We start from the raw sequence: 16,568 nt of genomic DNA, 5'->3' as shown, positions 1-16,568 counted from the left end.
GTTTAACCGGCCTTGACCGGGCTTGCCTGGGCGTTTCCGGCCACCGGGGACGGACGGGTGTTCATCAACGCATCCAACGCCTGCCGATACGTGCGGCCCGCCAGGCTCATGCTGTTGTTATGCGTGGCGCCCGGCACCAACAACAAACGCTTCGGTTCCCGGGCGGCATTGAACAGCTGCTCGCTGAAGCGTGGTGGTACGTAGCGGTCGGCGGCGCCGTGGACGATCAGCAGCGGCATGTTGATCTCGCCGATCTTGTCGATGGAATCGAACTTCTGCGACAGCAGCCAGCGTACCGGCAGGGAAGTGTTGGCCATGGCGGTGGCGACATCGCCCAGGGACGTGAAGGTCGATTCGATGACCAGGCCTCGGGCGGGCACGGTAGTGCCATTTTTTGCCGCCTCCTGACCCAGTTCCGCCGCAAGATCCACCGCGACGGCACCGCCCAGGGAATGGCCGTAGATCAGGCGCAGGGCCGGGTCAGGTTGCAGCACCGCAAGACGTTCCCAGGCGATTCTTGCATCCTCGTACACGCTGGCTTCAGAGGGCAGCCCCCCTTGGCTTTTGCCAAAGCCACGGTAATCGATCGCCATGACCGAATAGCCCAGCGCCCGCAATTGCTGGATGCGAAACAGCTGGCCGGTCAGGTTCCAGCGCACGCCGTGCAGGTACAGGATGGCGGGCGCGTTCTTGCGTTCGGCCGGCCACCACCAGCCGTGGATATTTTCCCCGGCCTTGAAGCTCTTGGGCTTGAGGTCGAACTCCTGCACACCGCTGGGAAGGCCACTGAACCAGCTCGCCGTCCCCGGCTCGATGCGAAACACCAGCTCGCGTTCCTTGTGCTGCAACACCGCGCAGCCCACCGGCAGGCCGACCACCATCGCGGCCATGAACAACCAGGCCAGCCAGCGTTGCCTGAGGCGAGAAAGTAAGGATGAAGGCATCGACGCGATTCGCTACTCGAGGACAGAAGCTGCGTTTTAGCAGATTCCTCGGAGGGCGCGCAGGGATTTCGGACGGTTTGCCTGTGATGCGGGAACGGCCCCAGGGCGGCGGGCAGGCATCGATCTTTTGCGACTGCTGCGCAGTCGAGCGGGAGCAAGCTCCCTCGCCACGAGGGTTTCATTGCCTTCAGATTGTGGTGCAACCCGATCGAACTCTCGCCGTTTCGCCCCACTCGAAATTCAATACTCAACCCTGTCGAGGACGATGTCATGACGAGCGAACATTCGAAAACAGCCAGCCAAGTCGGCAACAATGCGCCAGCCAAGGATGCTGCCGGCGACCCGGTGGACGTCGTGGAACGCGATGTGCGCCACCCGGATCCAGCCACTGACAAAGTCGACAAGACGATCACGCCCAAGTCGATCAAGAGCCATGAGCAGGACGCTGAGAAATTGCGCGACAAGGTCGGGCAGGTGGAGAAAAAGCTCGGCCGCTGAGTGGCGACTGTCATTCGTCAGAAGCCCGCTTTGCAGCGCTGGAAATTGTCCCATCCGTGTGCCTTACTCCCTGTTCCTTAGGGGGAGGGCAACGGGATGCGACGTAGAAGCGCAGCGTATTGGCTGTGGGTGAACCGTCGGCTGGCGGGGCGCAACCACGAAGAGATCCTGGAGGACGGCACGCAGGTCGAGGTCCAGGCGCGGATCAACCAGCAGAGCGTGACGCAACTTTTCATCTGTATTTATCGGCCGAACGGATCCGTCTGGGTCGAGGAGTTCCATGATCGCGCGTTGCGCGAACCGTTGTGCCAAGCGCTCGAATGGGGCTTGGCCCGGGCCGGGGACATCGTCGCCGGTAGCGGATGTTTCAAGGCGCCCCACAAGATTCAGATGACCCTTGGGCCATTGATCCGCGACGAATGCACCCTGGCCCTGAGGCGCATGGACATGAGCGATGAAGAGCGCCGCAACCTCAAGATCCGGGATGCCTGGGCAGAGTACGTCCACGCCAAGGAAGCGATGCTGGCGCTGATGCGTTCGGCCCGGGTCGAGGCCGACGTCTGGGAGACGCAGAAGCGTCGGCTGTGCGAAGCCATTGATCGGCGGGCCTCCCTGGCCCGAGCGTGCCTCGGTAACTGAAACATGGCAGCCTCCGTGGCGAGGGAGCTTGCTCCCGCTGGGGCGCGTAGCGGCCCCCTCCGGTTCCAGCATTTGCCTCGTCGGGGCCGCTGCGCAGCCCAGCGGGAGCAAGCTCCCTCGCCACGGGTCAGTACAGATCCCCAAACTCAACTCGCTCAAACTCCCGCCCACTCTCGCCATACCCGACCTTCGGTACCCCCGCCAGGCGCTTGTGCAGCACTTGGGTCAGCGAGTTGTCGAGGGCCAGGCTGGCGTCGCCAAAATCCCCGTCCAGTTGCAGCGGATGAACGATCACTTCCAGCGAACCGTGCTTCGGTGGCGCCGCGTGATGAAGGTCCGCTGGCGTGCAGACATAATCCGCCGTTGCGCCGCAGAGCCTGCGCAGGCGGCGGTTGAGCAGGGTTTTGAAGATGCGTTTGGCGACGCTCAGGTTCGGTCCCAGGTTACGTGCCAGGCGCATGGGCACGCCTTGCCGGGCGGCGAAGCGAGCCACCAGTTCGCCGACGGGCCAGATGTTATGTACATGCTGATGAGAGTCCAGATGGCTCGGACGCAGGCCACGGTCCAGGCAGTATTGCCACTGCGCCTGGAGTTCTTCTTCTACGGCCGCCAGATCATCCGTCCTCAGCCGCAGGCTGTAGCGCGACAGGTTGAGTTCGAATTCGCCGGTTGCATTGCAGAATGTCTGCCGTGTCCTGATTGCCTGACTCAGCGGCGGTCCGTAGCTGAGATTGAAATGCAGGCCGATGCGCCCTTCAAGCAGTGGGTGTCGGGCCAGCTCACACGCCTGGTCAAACCCCGGCATGTTGGCCATGGCCGTAGCGGAGCTGATCACGCCTGCCTCGAAGGCTCGCAGAATCAAGTCGTTTTCATCGAGGCTGAGCCCGAAGTCATCAGCGTTGACGATCACTTGGCGAGGCATGCGTGTCCTCCGGCTTTTTGGCAGTGGGCGACGTTGTCGCGGGCGGTTTGGCGCGGCGCTTGCCGAGCCAGGGCTTCAGGCTTTTCCATAGCCGCAGGGCGAACCCCAGGAGCAGGCCATCGGGCCGCCAGGAATAGAAACTCCAGCGCCAGTGCTCAAGTTGGCCGGTCATGCGTTCGTGCAGTTGATGGCTGGAATTCTCAAGGCTGACGCGCGATGCATCGATCCACCGCCAGTTCTCGTCCAGCCCCCAGCGGATCCACTCTTCGAGCAAGACCCGACCGCTGCCCAGGTCGGCGTGCCGCGGCAGGAACGCCAGGTTGTAGTCATACAGCCGTCCCTGGTCGAGCAGGCCGAGGCGATAGCTGATGCACTCGCCGTTCAGCTCCAGCATCACCACCCGCACCAGGCCTTGGGCGGCGAGGGCGGTGAAGGCAAGGTTCATCCATTGCCGGCGCCCGGGGTCGGCGAAGATGCCGACACCTTCCTCGCCTTTCCAACTGGCCGCCTCGACTTCAGCGAGAGCCCGCAGCAGCTGCCCCATGCCGATGGCATCCGGCGTCACCCGACGTATTTCGGCACCGCAAGCGGCGATCCGCTTGCGCGCGCGGCGCAACTTGTAACGCGGATCGCCGGTGATTTCCTGACGGTCACTGTCGCTGATCAGGTGCACCGGGACCCGGCAACTGAGCCGCCGTTCGCCGGTGGAACTCTGCGCCATCCAGGCACTGAGCACACTTTGTTCGCCGACCGGCTCGATCACTTCATTCAATTGCAGCAACGCGTGGGGCACCTGCTGGCGGATCTGCATCAGCGCCTGGCCCATGGCGTCGGCGTCCAGGCGCACCAGCAGGGCGATACGGTCAGCCAGTGGAAACCCCAAGTGATGCAACACCCGAAAGCGCAGCCCGCCGATGCGCTCGCGCCCCGCGACCAGAGGCAGGCACAGGCACAGTGTCTGGTCCTGCCAGCCCAGCAGCACATGGAGTTGCTGGTCGGGCGCGAGGGCAAACTCCGCCGCTTGCAACCAGGCCAGCGTATTGAACGGCGTAGCGTCGACCACCTGGGTCCGCAGCTCTTCATAAGCCGTTGCAGGAAACTCCGCCGCGCTCATGGAGCGACACCACTGGAACCGGATCGCCATGGACGTCAGGCCGCCGCAGCCGATGCAACCGGCCGGGCCGGTTTACGGAAGGCGTCGAGTACCGAGCCGCTGTAGAACGTGTCGCGGAAGAACCGGAAGCGACCAAACAGGCAATACACATGGGTGATCTGGCCGCGCTCCTGGAAGTCCATGCGGATGTGCATCTTGATCGCTGGGGTGTTCTGCAAGTCGCAAACATCGACCATTTTTTCGCAGCCCTTGTCCGCCATGACTTTCCACATGTCGGTCTGTACGTCCGCCGACAGCTGGGAGCCCCAGTACGCACGGATCATTTCTCCGCCGAACTGGAAGTATTCGCCAGGCTTGACCGGGAACCAGCAGCCATAGAAATGGCGGTCAAAATAGTCTCGTGTACTGGCCCAGACGAAGCCCACGGTGTCGCCCTTGTCGTCCAGGTACATCAGGCCGGTATAACCTTCGGCGGCCAGCTCGCGCATGGTTTCGACGCGGTCGCCGAAATGCCTGGCGAAAGCGTCGGCGTTTTCGACGGTGATGAACTCGCGACGTACCGGTGGGTAGGGCCTGAGGGTGTGCGGCCGCAGCGGGATTCTCACATCGTGTTCCAGCCATACCAGTTGCGAATGGAAAAACACGAAGCGACGTACCAGCAGTTTGAAAACGGAACGCAGGCCTTTTTTCTGAATGCGATCACGCAATTTTTGCAGAGCGTTCATGGAGCCTCCTGACGGATAGCGGGTTGGGGGGGAAGGGCGGCAGTCCAGCGCAGGGCGAATACGGTTTCTCCTGGCAAGAGAAATCCGACCTGGCCGGCGTTGCAGTTGAACGGGGCATTGCGGCTGATGTTGTCCGGGCCGAAATACGCCAGGCTGGCGCCGGGCTGCGGGCAGGCCGCACCCTGCAGGCTGACTTGATGGGCGCGAGTGCTTTTGTTCACGCCCAGCAGGCTGCGCTGCTGCCCGGTGGCCATGGCCAGCGCGTCGACTTCAAACGCGTCGTTGTCCAGGCGCAGCACCTGGTCGAGCCAGTGCTGCTGGATGAATTGTTGGGCCAGGCCCACCGGCTTGAGTTCGAAGCGCTGGTTCTCCAGCACTCGCACCATGCCTTTGGGGTATTGCGGCTCGTCGGCGGACTGAAACCAGTTGAGCATGTCCAGCCAGCCGTCGGCGGAGGCGTTGATCGCCACCGACGCCCACCACAGCGCGGCGTAGTGCGTTTCCTGATCGTAGGGGCTGAGGCTCGAGCCGCTGGAAATGTTGGTCTGATCCAGCAGCAAGGCCTTGCGCGGCCGGCCCTGGCTGTCCAGGCCCACCAGGTCGGCGGCCTGGCGGACGCTGTTGCGATAGACCCGGGTCGCCAGCAAGTCGCGGACCATCCATTCATGCCAGGCCAGGGCGTCGATCCGGTCGCCGGAGGTTTCCAGCAGGCGCCGTGCCCAATCGATGCCGCGCCGATCCGCCGCGTTTTCGGCCAGCGGGCCATTGGTGAATCGGGAGCTGGCCGGCATGGCGATGCGCACTCCGGCGCGGGCATTGGCGTCGTTGGCGCGGACCTGGGCGGCCAGGCTTTCGAACATCTGCTGGAAGCTGGCGAAGTCCGGATAGTTGAGGTTCGGCTCGTCGGCGAAACTCAGGTAATGGAGGCCCTTGCCGCCCAAGGCGCGGGTCGTGTCGAGCCAGGCTTGCAAGCCGCTGCTGCTGGTCCGGTCGGCGCGCAGATCGGCCTTGCGTTGGCTGCCGGCCAAGAGGGTAATGTCCCGGGTGATGCCGAAGCGATCCTGGTACAGGCGCCGGAACGCATCTTCGTGGTCGGCCTTGGCCGCCGTGACATCGACGAAACTGTAGTAGGTGGCCGCTCGGGGCTTGAGGGTATCGATCACCGCGTAGGCGGACGGTGGCGGCAACACATAGGGCAGGGACATGCCCAGGCTGGGGGTGGGGCCGAGCACATCGTCATGAAGGGTCAGGTGGGTTTGGCCCGGATCCTGGCGCACCGGCTGCAACTGCGCCGGGTCCTGGGCGAACAGGTTGGCGCTACCGTCGAGCCAGAACGCTACCTTGCCGTTGCCTTGCAAGTGCAGGCGCCAGGTTTGCTCGACATCCGCCACCGGCAGGGCGATCTGGTCGAACTGCCAATAGGCGCGATACGGTTTGAGATTCAGCTGGAGCTGTTTGCCGTCGCCGACGCGCCGGGCTTGCAGCGCGTGCACACCGCCATGGAATTTACCCGCCAGCACTGCGCGTTCGCCGGCCGCCACCTTGAAGTACAACTCGTCGCCATCGTGGGCTTCGGCGCTGAAATGCACTTTCGCCGGGGCGAACAGGGCACGGGTGCGCGCATCGTGCTCTACCGTATAGCGGCGGAAACTGTAGCCGGGAATTTCCAGACGATAACTGGCGGCACCAGGCCGCAGCGGCCACTGCTGCTCGCCACTGGTCTGTGCCGCCTCGACCAGGCGCTCATCGGCCAGCCGCCCCTGGCCGTCGAGCAGGTAAAGGTGTTCGGTATTGGCATCGGCCTGCCAGGCGGGCACCCAGCGCACGGTCACGGTGCTTGGCTGGTCGGTCTGCAGGTACAGGCTGCCGTCGCGGATGCCGGTCCATTGCATGGACGCACCATGGGCCGAGGCTGCGAGGGCCAGAAGGCATAGACCGGCGCCGATTTTTCCCATGCCCCCCACTGGCCCCATCGCGAGCAAGCTCGCTCCCACAGATCTACGGTGACCACAAATACCCTGCCCAACCCCAGCCCCCTGTGGGAGCGGGCTTGCTCGCGAAGGGGCCGTCACCTGCAACATCACCGCCAGCTGACCCAACGCTTTCGCGAGCAGGCTCGCTCCCACAGGTGATCTGCGGTGGATATAAATACCGTTGCCAACCCTGGACCCTGTGGGAGCGAGCTTGCTCGCGATGGCGGTCTGGCGGGCGGCGGTGTTCACACGGATTTCCCCAGCAGCATCTGGCGCATCGGCAGCAAATCGCTGGGCAGGATGATCAGTGTCTGCCACAGCGCCACGCCGCTGAGGCGGCAGTACACGCCCAGCAGTGCCAGCGTCACGCCCAGATAGGCGATCGACGACGCGGCGGCCGCGCCGACGATGCCGTAGCGCGGTATCAGGACCAGGTTGAGCGCCAGGTTCAGCAGCGCGCCGACGCCCATCAGCAGCGACACCGTGCCGGGTCGGTCCTTGCCCAGCAGATCCAGGCGCAGGATGCTCGCGTAGCAGAGCCCGAACAGCCCCGGCAGCAGCGCCAGCAGGGCCGGGTAGGCCGGTTGATAGGCGGCGCCGAACAGCGTGACGATCAACCATTCGCCAATCAGCGCCATGCCCAGGCAGGCACCGAGCATCACTGTGGCGGTCAGGCGCAAGGCCAGCGGGGTCAGGCGCTGCATGTCGCGGTCTTGCTGCAGCAGGCGTTTCATCAGCGGCGTGGTGACCGCTTCCGGCACGATCAGCAGCAGTTCGGCCGCGGCGCTGGCCATGGCGTAATGCCCCAGCGCCGTGCTGCCCAGCAGGGCGCCGATAAACAGGAAATCCGAACGCAGCACCACTTGCTGGAACAGCAGGTCCGGATGGCTGCGGGCACCGTATCGCAACAGCTCGTTCTGGCCGGTGCGGTCCCACTGCAGCTCGACTGTGTGATCACGGCGCAACCACATCCAGCCGGCCAGCACCACCAGGCTCAAGCCCGCCAGCCAACTGATCAACGCCGCCTCCAGCGCTTTGTCTTGCCACATCCAGAACAGCGCCACGAACAATACCAGCGGTGCCAGCGATTCCATCAGCCGCAATGCATTGAATGCGCCCACGCCACCCGAGGCATTGTGCAGCGTCAGCAGGCCACTCTTGAGCACGGTCAGCGGTACGGCCAGCAACAGCAGCCAGGCCAGCAATCCCAATTGCGTGGTGATGTCCAGCTCACCGCCAAATTCCCGAACCAGCGCCACCACCAACAAGGTCAGCAACCCGGCCAACAAACAACCGAACACCAGCACCTGGCTGAGCAACAAGCCCATCGAGCGCTGCTGCGCCGCCTGGTAACCGACGGCGGAATTCAGGCCACCGCTGGTGGCGGCGCTGATCAGGTCGGGCAGGGTACTGAGCAATGCAAACAGTCCACGCTCGCTGGGCCCGAGGATCCTTGCCAGCAACACGTTGCGCAGCAGGCGCAGAGCGATCATCGCCAGGCGCGTGCCCATGCTCAGTGCCAGATGCTTGAGGTAATGGGCTCGGCTCATGAGCGGGCTCCTCGACGGATGCGCCAGGCCAGCAACTCGGGGTGGCAGGCATTGCGCTGGCTGACGCCGAAGCGTGGCAGGTTCAAGGGGTCGCCATCGTGGCGATACAGCCCGGCCTCGGTGCCCAGGGCGAACGGAAAACCGTGGGCCGCCACCTGCTCGCGCACCCGTGCATCGTGATCACCGTTGGGGTAGCAATACACCGGCAGGGGTTGCGCGCAGCCATTTTCCAAAGCTATCCAGCTGCGGGTCAGTTCCTCGTGCAAACGCTGGTCGTCCAGTCCGGTCAGGATCGCATGGCTGGCACCGTGGGGGCCGAAGCGGATCAGGCCGGAATCTTCGAGCATGCGCACCTGGGTCCAGTCCAATGCCTGGGGTTGCGAACCTTGCGGACAGGCTTCGGTGAGATCGCTCAGGGTTCGCGCATCGAGGGTTTTCAGGCTTTGCAGGAAATGCAACAGCGCCAGGCTGCGGCGCTCGTCGTCGATGTCATCGAGCAGCACCGGCAATGGCCGGCCGACCTGCTGCAAATGCTCGATGAGCGAATGCCGCGCCAGCTGCCCATGGCTGCCCCAGAGGGTTTCGCCGATGCTTTCCCACCAGAAATGCTGGCGGCTGCCAACAAAATCGGTGGACAGGAAAATGCTCGCCGGCACCTGGTACTGGCGCAGCAGGGGAAAGGCATTCATGGCGTTGTCGCGCCAGCCATCATCGAACGTCAAGGCCACCCGCGGACGGTTCGGAACGCTTTCCGGGTCGGCCAGCAGCAAGCTCATCAACGGCACGCATTCAAAATGCCGTTGCAGCCAGATCAACAGGTGTTCGAACGCGTCAGGCCCCACGCACAGCTCGTTGCGATGCGGCAGTTCGGCGGCGCGGTCGTTGTTCAACACCCGGTGCAACATCAGGATCACGCCGGCGCCACGCAAGGGATGGCGCCCCATCGACGTGTTCAGGTACAGCCAGCCGCCGGTGCGCTTGAAGACGTGTTTGATCGACATCGGCGTTGCTCCTTAGCGGTTCTGCTCGGGATTCCATTGGCTATAGCGGTGGCCGCGCAGAAACTGCCACAACCCGATGCTCATGCCCGCCAACGTCACCAGCACGAACGCGGCCAGGCGGAAAGGCCTGGGCAGACGGTGGCCGACGTCCAGCAACCCGATCAAGGCGATGGCGTAACCGAGCAACTGCGCCACCAGGCTCAGGCGATAGAACCCATGCTCGTTCCACAGCCAGGCGTTGCTCAGCAACAGCGGCACCAGCAACACCGGCGCCAGGCGGCGGATCAACTTGTGGCTGATCAAGCCAATGGCGTAGAGCCCATGGCGCAAGGGATTGAGCAGTTCGCGACGCTGGGCCAGGCTCTGCAACCCACCGACGGTGACCCGCTGGCGCCGGCGGAACTGCTTGTCGGCTTCGTCCACGCCCTGGTCGGTCACTCTGGCTAGCGGGGCGTAGACGATCGCCTTGCCGGCCACCGGCGCACAGGTGCTGAGAAAAAAGTCATCGTTGACTTGCGCCGGTATCGCCTGGAACAACTCCCGGCGCAGGGCCAGCAGAGCACCGTCAGCGGAGACCATGCAGCCGGTGCGGCTCTCGACCCGACGCAGCCAGCCTTCGCAGTGCCGATACAGGCTGTCGCCCAGGCTCAGGCCCTTGCCGGGCACGGGGATTTCCATGTGCCCGGCGCAGGCGCCGACTTCCGGGTCGGCCAGCGGCGCCAACAGGTGGCCGAGGGTATCGTGGGCCCATTGATTGTCGGCGTCGGTGAACACCAGGATTTCGCCGCTGCTATGGGCCACGCCCGTGTTGAGGGCGGCAGCCTTGCCTTGGCGCGGCAGGTCGAGCACGCTGATCCGCGGATCGCTGACCTTGCGTGCGCAGGCCACTGTGCCATCGGTGGAACCGTCGCTGGCGAGGATGATTTGCAGCGAGCGCGCGCGATAATCCTGAGCCAGCAGCGTGCGCAATTTTTCTTCGATGTGCCGCGCCTCGTTGTGGGCGGCAATCACAATGCTCACGTCCATCGGCACTGGCGTGGTGTAGCGTCGTAGCGGAAACAGCGGCGCCAGCAAGGTCAGCAGCAGCGGGTAGCCGAGGTACGCGTACACCGGCAGCAACAGGCAAGACCAATAGAAAAACTCAGCCACGGGCAGGTCTCCTGACGTTCCATTGAAAAAGATTGAGCAGCAGCGCCGCGCCGGTCAGGTGCAGGCGCACCCCATGCAGGGCCCACAGTTGCAAGGTCAGGCGCGGGTCGCGCTGGCTCTGGCGCAGGCTCAGAACCAGGGCCGGCAATGTGCTGATCAACAGCAGCATCAGCCCCAGGCGCGCCTGGCCCTGGAACAGCGCGACCAGCGCCAGGAAATCCAGGCCCCAGGCACCGATGGACAAGGCGGGGAAGCGCAACAGCCGCAGGCTCGGCCCGTGGCTGCGCAGCAACTGCCAGTGACTGCCCTGGCGCCACAGTTCCTTGCTCATCCACTCGCGCCAGCTGCCTTCGTAACCCCAGTGCAGGGCGAGGCTTTCGCTCACCAGCAACAACTGCGCTCCGGCCTGGCGCAGGCGCAGGGAAAAATCCTTGTCCTCACCGGTGCGCAGGGTTTCATCAAAGCCACCGACGCGATCGAACCAGGCGCGGCGCATCAGCAGGTTGGCACTGGGCAGCCACTGCACCCGGTGCAGCGGACGCGATCCCGGGCGTTGGCTGCGACGTTGCCAAGCCCGGGCGAACCACGGCGCCTGCTCGGGCGTATCCAGGTCGAGACCGAGCACATCGCCCTGGCGACCTTCGATTTCGATCAACAACCTGAGCCAGTCGGCGGGCATTTCGATGTCGGCATCGATGAATGCCAGCCAGTCGCCGCTGGCGGCCGCCGCGCCACGATTGCGCAGGGCGCCGATGTGCACGCCGGGCACGATCAGCACCCGGGCGCCCAATTCGTTGGCGATGCGCGGGCCATGGTCGTCCGAGCCGTTGTCTACCACGATCAGCTCGCACTCCAGCTGCGCCTGGCGCGCAGCTTCCTGCGCCGCCAGCAACGTGCGGCCGATGTGTCGGGCCTCGTTGTACATCGGGATCACAATGCTCACGCGTTTCATCAACGGGTCTCCTGCGGCGCGGACCGTTCGGCGTCGTAGCGCAATACGCTGGTCAAGCCCAGCATGATCCACAGCAACTTGTGGTTCGGTGCACTGAGGAACATCAGGAACAACGCCAGCGACAGGAAGCTCATGCCCAGGTGCGTCAGCAGGTCCGCCTGCGCCCAGTCCCGCCGCTGGAGCCAGAGCTGGCGTGCGCGCAGCAGGTTGTAGAGACCCAGGCCGATCATGCCGACAAACATCAACCCGCCGGGAATGCCGATCTCGCTGAAGATTTCCAGGTAGGTGTTATGCGCCCGGCGATACAGGTCCCCCAGCTTGCGGTTGGCCGAGAAAGCCTTGGCGTAACCGGTGGGGGCGTAGTGCAGGGGAAACGTTCCGGGGCCTGAGCCGAGCAGCGGATTTTCGCGAAGCATCTGGCTGCCGACGACGATGTACGAGGCGCGACGGCCGAGGGATTCGTCCTTGTGAGCGCTGGCGCCAGCGCTGAGGATGCTCAGTGACTGGATGCGCGCCACGTAGCCGGCCGGCATCACCGCGATTGCCAGGGGAATCAGCAGCGCCAGCCCGAGCATCGCGAAGCCCAGGTGTCTTGGGCGGATGCGCGGCAGCTGCGCGCGGTAGTGATACAAGCCGATCATCAGGCTGAGCAGCAGCACCACCAGTCCCGAACGCGATTCGGTCTTGGTCATGCCGCCCAGCAGCAGGATGAAGCAGCCACCCCAGAACAACCGGTGCAGCAGGTTCGGACTGCGCACCACCAGCAACAACGCCAGCGGCACGGTGAAGGCGATCAGCAGGGCGAAGGTGTTCGGATCTTCCAACAGGCCGGAAGCGCGGCCCTGATCCTGGTACCGGGCGGAGAACATCGCCAGCACGCAGGTCGTCGTGACGCTCAGCGTGACCAACCGGCAGAACAGGTCTAGGTTCAGCTCGCGGCCGATCAGCAGGGTGATCGCGAACAGCACCAGGCCCACCGCCAGTTCCCGGAAGTGGGTGGTGGAGAGGCCCGGGTTTTCCGATAGCAGCAGGCTCAGGCCATAGAACAGCATGAAGCCGATCAGCGGCTTCCAGATATTGCTGCGCAGGCGAGTGGCGGGAATCTGGTGCAGGGCCAGTTGCAACGCCAGGATCAGGATCAGCGCCAGCCCGAGGAACTTGCTGCCGGAAAAGGCGTTTTCCTTGAACAGGCCTTCGAACGGCACCAGCGCGGCAATCCCCAGCAAGCCCCAGCCGGGCTTGCGATAGAGCACGGCAACACCGACCAGGCCGAGCACCGCGCCGGGAGCCAGGTACGGATATGGGCTGGCCAGCAACATCAGGCAAACCAGGCCCAGGAGGCTGACGATCGAGAGCGGGACAATCATGGCCGGGCCTCCCGTGCGGTGCGGATATACAGTTGCGACCAGCGTTCGGCCAGCGTGCGCAGGTCGTAGCGGTCGCGTTGGGTGCGCCGTGCGTTGTCGGCGAGGATCTGCGCCAGCGGTGGTTCGCTGAACAGCGTCTCGATCTGCCGGGCCAGCTCCTCGCTGTCGGCGGGCGTGGCGAGCAGGCCGTTGTGGCGGTCCTGCACGACATCGGGAATGCCGCCGACGCCGAACGCCACCACCGGCACTCCGGCTTGCATGGCTTCGAGCAGAATCATCGGCGTGCCCTCGGTGCGTGAGCTGATCACCAGTACATCGAGGCGGCTCCACCAGGCATTCATGTCGGTCTGGTAGCCAGGCAATTCGATGCGCGTGGGCAGCCCGGCATCGGTGATGCGCTTGAGCAGGAACTGGCGTTCCGGGCCGTCGCCGAGCATCACCGCGTGCAGCGAAGCATGGCGCTGGCACAGCGGGATCATGGCGTCGAGAAACAGGTCCGGGCCTTTTTCGCTGCTCAAGCGGCCGACGTAGCCGACCCGCCAGCGCTGCCGGTCATCGCGATGCGGCAGGGGTATGGCGACCGCCGGCAGACCGTTGGGAATCACGTCGAGTTTGTCCGCCTGCACGCTGGCCTGGCGGTGCAACGCCGCGATGCTTTCGGCCACGCATACCACTCGCTTCACCGAGGCGGTGCGGCACAGTTGCAGGCTCAGCCAGGTATAAAAACGCTGCTTGGTGCTGCGCGGCGTAAAGCCGTGCTGGGTAATCACCAGGGGCAGGCGCAGCAGCGTGGCCGCGGCCCAGCCGAACAACAGGCCTTTGAAGTTGTGCGTGTTGATCAGCGGTCGCTCGGCGCGCCGTTGCCGCAAATGCTGCAGCAGTTCGGCCCAGTTGGCGCAGTGGCGGCAGTCGACCCCGGCCTGGCGAAAGCGCGTGATCAAGGTCGGCGGCGCCGCCAAAAACACCACCTGGTGCTGGCCGGGCGTGGCCAGGCAATGATCGAGCAGCATCCGCTCGGCCCCGTAGAAGCCGCCGCTGTCGAGCAGATGAATGATCGACAGGGGGCTGCTGCGGTGGGACGGGCCGAACGGCGCGTTCAATTTCTCACCCAATGGACAAGGCTGGGCAAGCTCCAGTTGCGATGCGGATTGACCTGCTCGGGTGACTGCTCGTTGATCACCAGCAACACCGGCAGATCCAGTTGCTGGGTGATCTGCGCCGGATGCTTGAAGCGATGGTCGAAGAACTCACGCACATAGACCAGGGCGATGGCCAGCAGCAGGCCGCTGAACAGGCCGAACACAATGATCAGCATCGGCTTGGGAAATGCCGCGGCGGTCGGTTCGAAAGGCGGGCTCAGGACCCGGGCGTTGGACAGGTCGTTGTCCAGCGAGCGGGCGGTGCTGGCTTCGGCGAATCGCTGGGCGTAGGTGGAGAACGCCGCATGCAGAGCGTTGATCTCGGTGTCCATCTGCCGCAGCTTGCTCTGGGTTTCCTGCAACTGATGGATGCGCTCCTTGAAGGCCCCGATGCGCGCTTTTTTCTGCTCGATCACCGAGCTGACCACCGCAAGATCGGTGGTGCGTTCCTGGATGCGGTTGTTCACCACTTTCAGAAACTGCTGGCGGGTCCGCACGATCTGCTCCCGGGCCAGCAGCATCGGTTCGCTGCCGGGCTGGAAAATCGCCAGGTCATTCATATAGCGGCTGACCTGGCCGGTCAGTTGCTCACCCAACTGGCGAATTTCCCGGTCTTCGAAGGCGATATTGTCCACCGTGGTGGTGAAGGTGAACGGGAAGGTGTAGTCGTTGAACCGCGAGCTGGTCGTCGCCGCCAGGCTGCTCTTGAGGTAGTCGAGCCAGCGTTGGCTTTGCAGCAGGCGATCCTGATAGAGGTTCAGCGCCTGCTCTTCGGTATTGATGGCGTTCAGGCGGAAAGTGACTTCTTCCTTCGGATCGGACGAACCGATGCCTTCGAGCAGCCCGAGTCGTTTGTCTTCCAGGCCGTCGAGACGCGTCTGGTATTGGGCTTTTTTCTGCTCGTAGAAGGTCTGCGGCAGTTCGATCGATTGCAGTTCCTGGCGGCCGGTGAGGTAGTTCTTCAGCAGTTGCGCGACGAACCGCGTGCCCTGGGCCGGGTCACCGAAGCTGTAGACGATGGAGATGACATTGGAGCCGGGGAGGGTTTCGATCTTCAGGTTTTCGATGGCCTCGTCGGTCAGCGTATCGAGCATCGTGTCGCGCACCGGATCGACCTCAAGCCCCAGGCCGTCGCGCAACGGGTTGACCACATACTCACGCAGCGGCTGGGTGATGTAGCGCTTGAGCGGCTCGCTGACCCATTTGTTGAGGATACCCGGGCTTGGCGTGTACTCGCCCTGGTCGCGCAGGGTCTGGATGGTCTGGCGAATCAACGCCGGCGAGCGGAGGATATTGCTCTCGGTTTCCATGTCCGCCAGGGACGGCGGGATGAACGTGGCGTTTTCCTGGTTCAGCGACGTGGTGGCGTCGCCCTGGGAGAGTTTTTTCGACTGGACGATCACTTGGGCGGTGATATCGAAGCTCTGCTTGAGCATCAATGGCAGCACCAGGGCGATCACGGCGAAAATCAGGAAGATGCGCTTCACCCACTGCTTGTTGGCAAAGAAGATCCTGAAAAACTCGTGCAGATAATTTTCCTTGGGGTTCATGATCGGTCACCTGAATCTCAGTTGTCGCTGCCTTTGTTGTCGACGCGGTAGCCGAAGCCGAACCCCACGCCCTGGAACAGCACCACGTCGGCCAATTGGCGGGCCGTTTCGCCGGCTTTGGCCAGCCCGGTCTTGGGCACGAAGAGCATGTCTTCGGGCTGCAGGTAGGCGATTTGCGAGGCGTCGCCGCTCAAGGCTTTTTCGACGTCGTAGTGGCGGGCTTCGACCTGATTGCCGTTGCGGCGCATGATCACCACCGAGTCGAGCCGGGCCTTGACGTTTGCGCCACGGGCCAGGGTCAGGGCTTCCAGTACCGAGATGGGCCGGCGGATCGGATAGGAACCGGGCTGGGCCACTTCACCTAGGACGTAGATTTCATTGCCGGCGGTGGACTTGAGCAGCACATCGACGGTCATGCGTCCGGGCAGATTGGCGTAACGCTCGTTGAGGAAGGTTTCCAGCTGGGTGACGGTCATGCCCTGCAGCGGTACGGCGCCGATTTCCGGAAAGCTGGCGTAACCGTCCCGGCCCACGGTGATTTCCCGGCTCATGCCGGTGCCAGGGTGGGTCAGGGTATTGCGCAGGGTCGTCTCGCCGGCCAGCGGACTGGTCACCAGCACCGTCAACTGGTTGCGATTGGGCTGGAACAGCATCTTCTGGTCATAGGCTCGCTGTACCGCCAGGCGGGCCTCGTCGGTGGTCAGGCCGGCGAGCTTCACCGAGGTGTTCGCGCCCGGCAGTTCGATGCTGCCGTCGGGCATCACCTGTTGCGTGCCGTTGAGCTGGCTGGCGGCGGTAAAGTTCAGCGCTACCTGGTCGCCCGGCTGTACACGATATGCCTGGGAAGCGGTGGTGCTGATATGAAAAATCACATCCAGCACGTCCTGGGGCCGCAGGGTCTGTTCGACCTTGGGCATGTCGGTGGCCTGGGCGTTGGCCGGCGCGGCCGTGAGGATCTGCACCGGCATCGAGCGGGTATCGGTGGTGCTGGAGCAACCGGCAAGCGGCAGCAACAGCAGGACAAGCATTCTGGCGTTCATCTCGT

15 protein-coding genes are annotated in these 16,568 nt (G+C 64.0%); 2 read left to right on the top strand and 13 right to left on the bottom strand.

Features of this window, described 5'->3' with window-relative positions; translation table 11 throughout:
• Positions 1-2 precede the first annotated feature (2 nt).
• Positions 3-944 carry an alpha/beta hydrolase gene (locus J3P96_RS19035; RefSeq protein ID WP_434652959.1) on the bottom strand — a complete coding sequence of 314 codons (942 nt, stop codon included), beginning with the start codon at positions 942-944 and terminating at the stop codon, positions 3-5.
• 270 nt (positions 945-1,214) lie between these two features.
• Here J3P96_RS19035 and J3P96_RS19030 point away from each other — a divergent pair, with 270 nt between their 5' ends.
• Together J3P96_RS19030 and J3P96_RS19025 are read left to right on the top strand one after the other, a co-directional pair.
• Positions 1,215-1,442: a hypothetical protein gene (locus tag J3P96_RS19030; RefSeq protein WP_434603518.1), complete on the top strand. Its 228-nt coding sequence runs from the start codon at positions 1,215-1,217 to the stop codon at positions 1,440-1,442.
• A 96-nt stretch (positions 1,443-1,538) separates the two neighbouring features.
• Positions 1,539-2,081 carry a hypothetical protein gene (locus J3P96_RS19025; RefSeq protein WP_434652957.1) on the top strand — a complete coding sequence of 181 codons (543 nt, stop codon included), beginning with the start codon at positions 1,539-1,541 and terminating at the stop codon, positions 2,079-2,081.
• A 127-nt stretch (positions 2,082-2,208) separates the two neighbouring features.
• Here the strand turns inward: J3P96_RS19025 and J3P96_RS19020 are convergent, their stop codons facing one another.
• From J3P96_RS19020 to J3P96_RS18965, 12 genes are all read right to left on the bottom strand, one after another.
• Positions 2,209-3,003: a ChbG/HpnK family deacetylase gene (locus J3P96_RS19020; RefSeq protein ID WP_434652955.1), complete on the bottom strand. Its 795-nt coding sequence runs from the start codon at positions 3,001-3,003 to the stop codon at positions 2,209-2,211.
• Positions 2,975-4,147 carry a GNAT family N-acetyltransferase gene (locus J3P96_RS19015; RefSeq protein ID WP_434652953.1) on the bottom strand — a complete coding sequence of 391 codons (1,173 nt, stop codon included), beginning with the start codon at positions 4,145-4,147 and terminating at the stop codon, positions 2,975-2,977. The genes J3P96_RS19020 and J3P96_RS19015 overlap by 29 nt, the downstream gene beginning before the upstream one ends.
• A 5-nt stretch (positions 4,148-4,152) precedes the next feature.
• Complete coding sequence (locus tag J3P96_RS19010; protein ID WP_434652951.1) at positions 4,153-4,842, bottom strand: N-acetyltransferase; 690 nt, start codon at positions 4,840-4,842, stop codon at positions 4,153-4,155.
• Positions 4,839-6,815: a hypothetical protein gene (locus J3P96_RS19005; protein WP_434658261.1), complete on the bottom strand. Its 1,977-nt coding sequence runs from the start codon at positions 6,813-6,815 to the stop codon at positions 4,839-4,841. Before J3P96_RS19005 ends, J3P96_RS19010 begins: the two co-directional genes overlap by 4 nt.
• A gap of 245 nt (positions 6,816-7,060) precedes the next feature.
• Positions 7,061-8,365: a lipopolysaccharide biosynthesis protein gene (locus tag J3P96_RS19000; protein ID WP_434652949.1), complete on the bottom strand. Its 1,305-nt coding sequence runs from the start codon at positions 8,363-8,365 to the stop codon at positions 7,061-7,063.
• A complete protein-coding gene (locus tag J3P96_RS18995) occupies positions 8,362-9,366 on the bottom strand; it encodes a polysaccharide deacetylase family protein (protein WP_434569125.1) in 1,005 nt (334 codons plus the stop codon). Before J3P96_RS18995 ends, J3P96_RS19000 begins: the two co-directional genes overlap by 4 nt.
• A 12-nt stretch (positions 9,367-9,378) precedes the next feature.
• Positions 9,379-10,515: a glycosyltransferase gene (locus tag J3P96_RS18990; protein ID WP_434652947.1), complete on the bottom strand. Its 1,137-nt coding sequence runs from the start codon at positions 10,513-10,515 to the stop codon at positions 9,379-9,381.
• The gene (locus tag J3P96_RS18985; RefSeq protein WP_434652945.1) at positions 10,508-11,467 is read right to left on the bottom strand and encodes a glycosyltransferase; all 960 of its coding nucleotides are present in this window, start codon (positions 11,465-11,467) and stop codon (positions 10,508-10,510) included. The genes J3P96_RS18990 and J3P96_RS18985 overlap by 8 nt, the downstream gene beginning before the upstream one ends.
• Complete coding sequence (locus J3P96_RS18980; RefSeq protein ID WP_434569122.1) at positions 11,467-12,834, bottom strand: O-antigen ligase family protein; 1,368 nt, start codon at positions 12,832-12,834, stop codon at positions 11,467-11,469. Before J3P96_RS18980 ends, J3P96_RS18985 begins: the two co-directional genes overlap by 1 nt.
• Positions 12,831-13,934 carry a glycosyltransferase family 4 protein gene (locus J3P96_RS18975; RefSeq protein ID WP_434652943.1) on the bottom strand — a complete coding sequence of 368 codons (1,104 nt, stop codon included), beginning with the start codon at positions 13,932-13,934 and terminating at the stop codon, positions 12,831-12,833. Before J3P96_RS18975 ends, J3P96_RS18980 begins: the two co-directional genes overlap by 4 nt.
• Positions 13,931-15,523, bottom strand: a complete 1,593-nt coding sequence (locus tag J3P96_RS18970; RefSeq protein WP_434652941.1) for a GumC family protein — start codon at positions 15,521-15,523, stop codon at positions 13,931-13,933. Before J3P96_RS18970 ends, J3P96_RS18975 begins: the two co-directional genes overlap by 4 nt.
• 17 nt (positions 15,524-15,540) lie before the next feature.
• Positions 15,541-16,563, bottom strand: coding sequence for a polysaccharide biosynthesis/export family protein (locus tag J3P96_RS18965; protein ID WP_434603537.1), 1,023 nt, complete (start codon positions 16,561-16,563; stop codon positions 15,541-15,543).
• Positions 16,564-16,568 lie beyond the last annotated feature (5 nt).

Source organism: Pseudomonas sp. R3-56 (assembly GCF_051132075.1).
In the GTDB taxonomy this organism is placed as follows: Bacteria; Pseudomonadota; Gammaproteobacteria; order Pseudomonadales; family Pseudomonadaceae; genus Aquipseudomonas.
The sequence above is the reverse complement of the archived record's forward strand: the minus strand, read 5'-3'. Positions and strand labels throughout refer to the sequence as shown.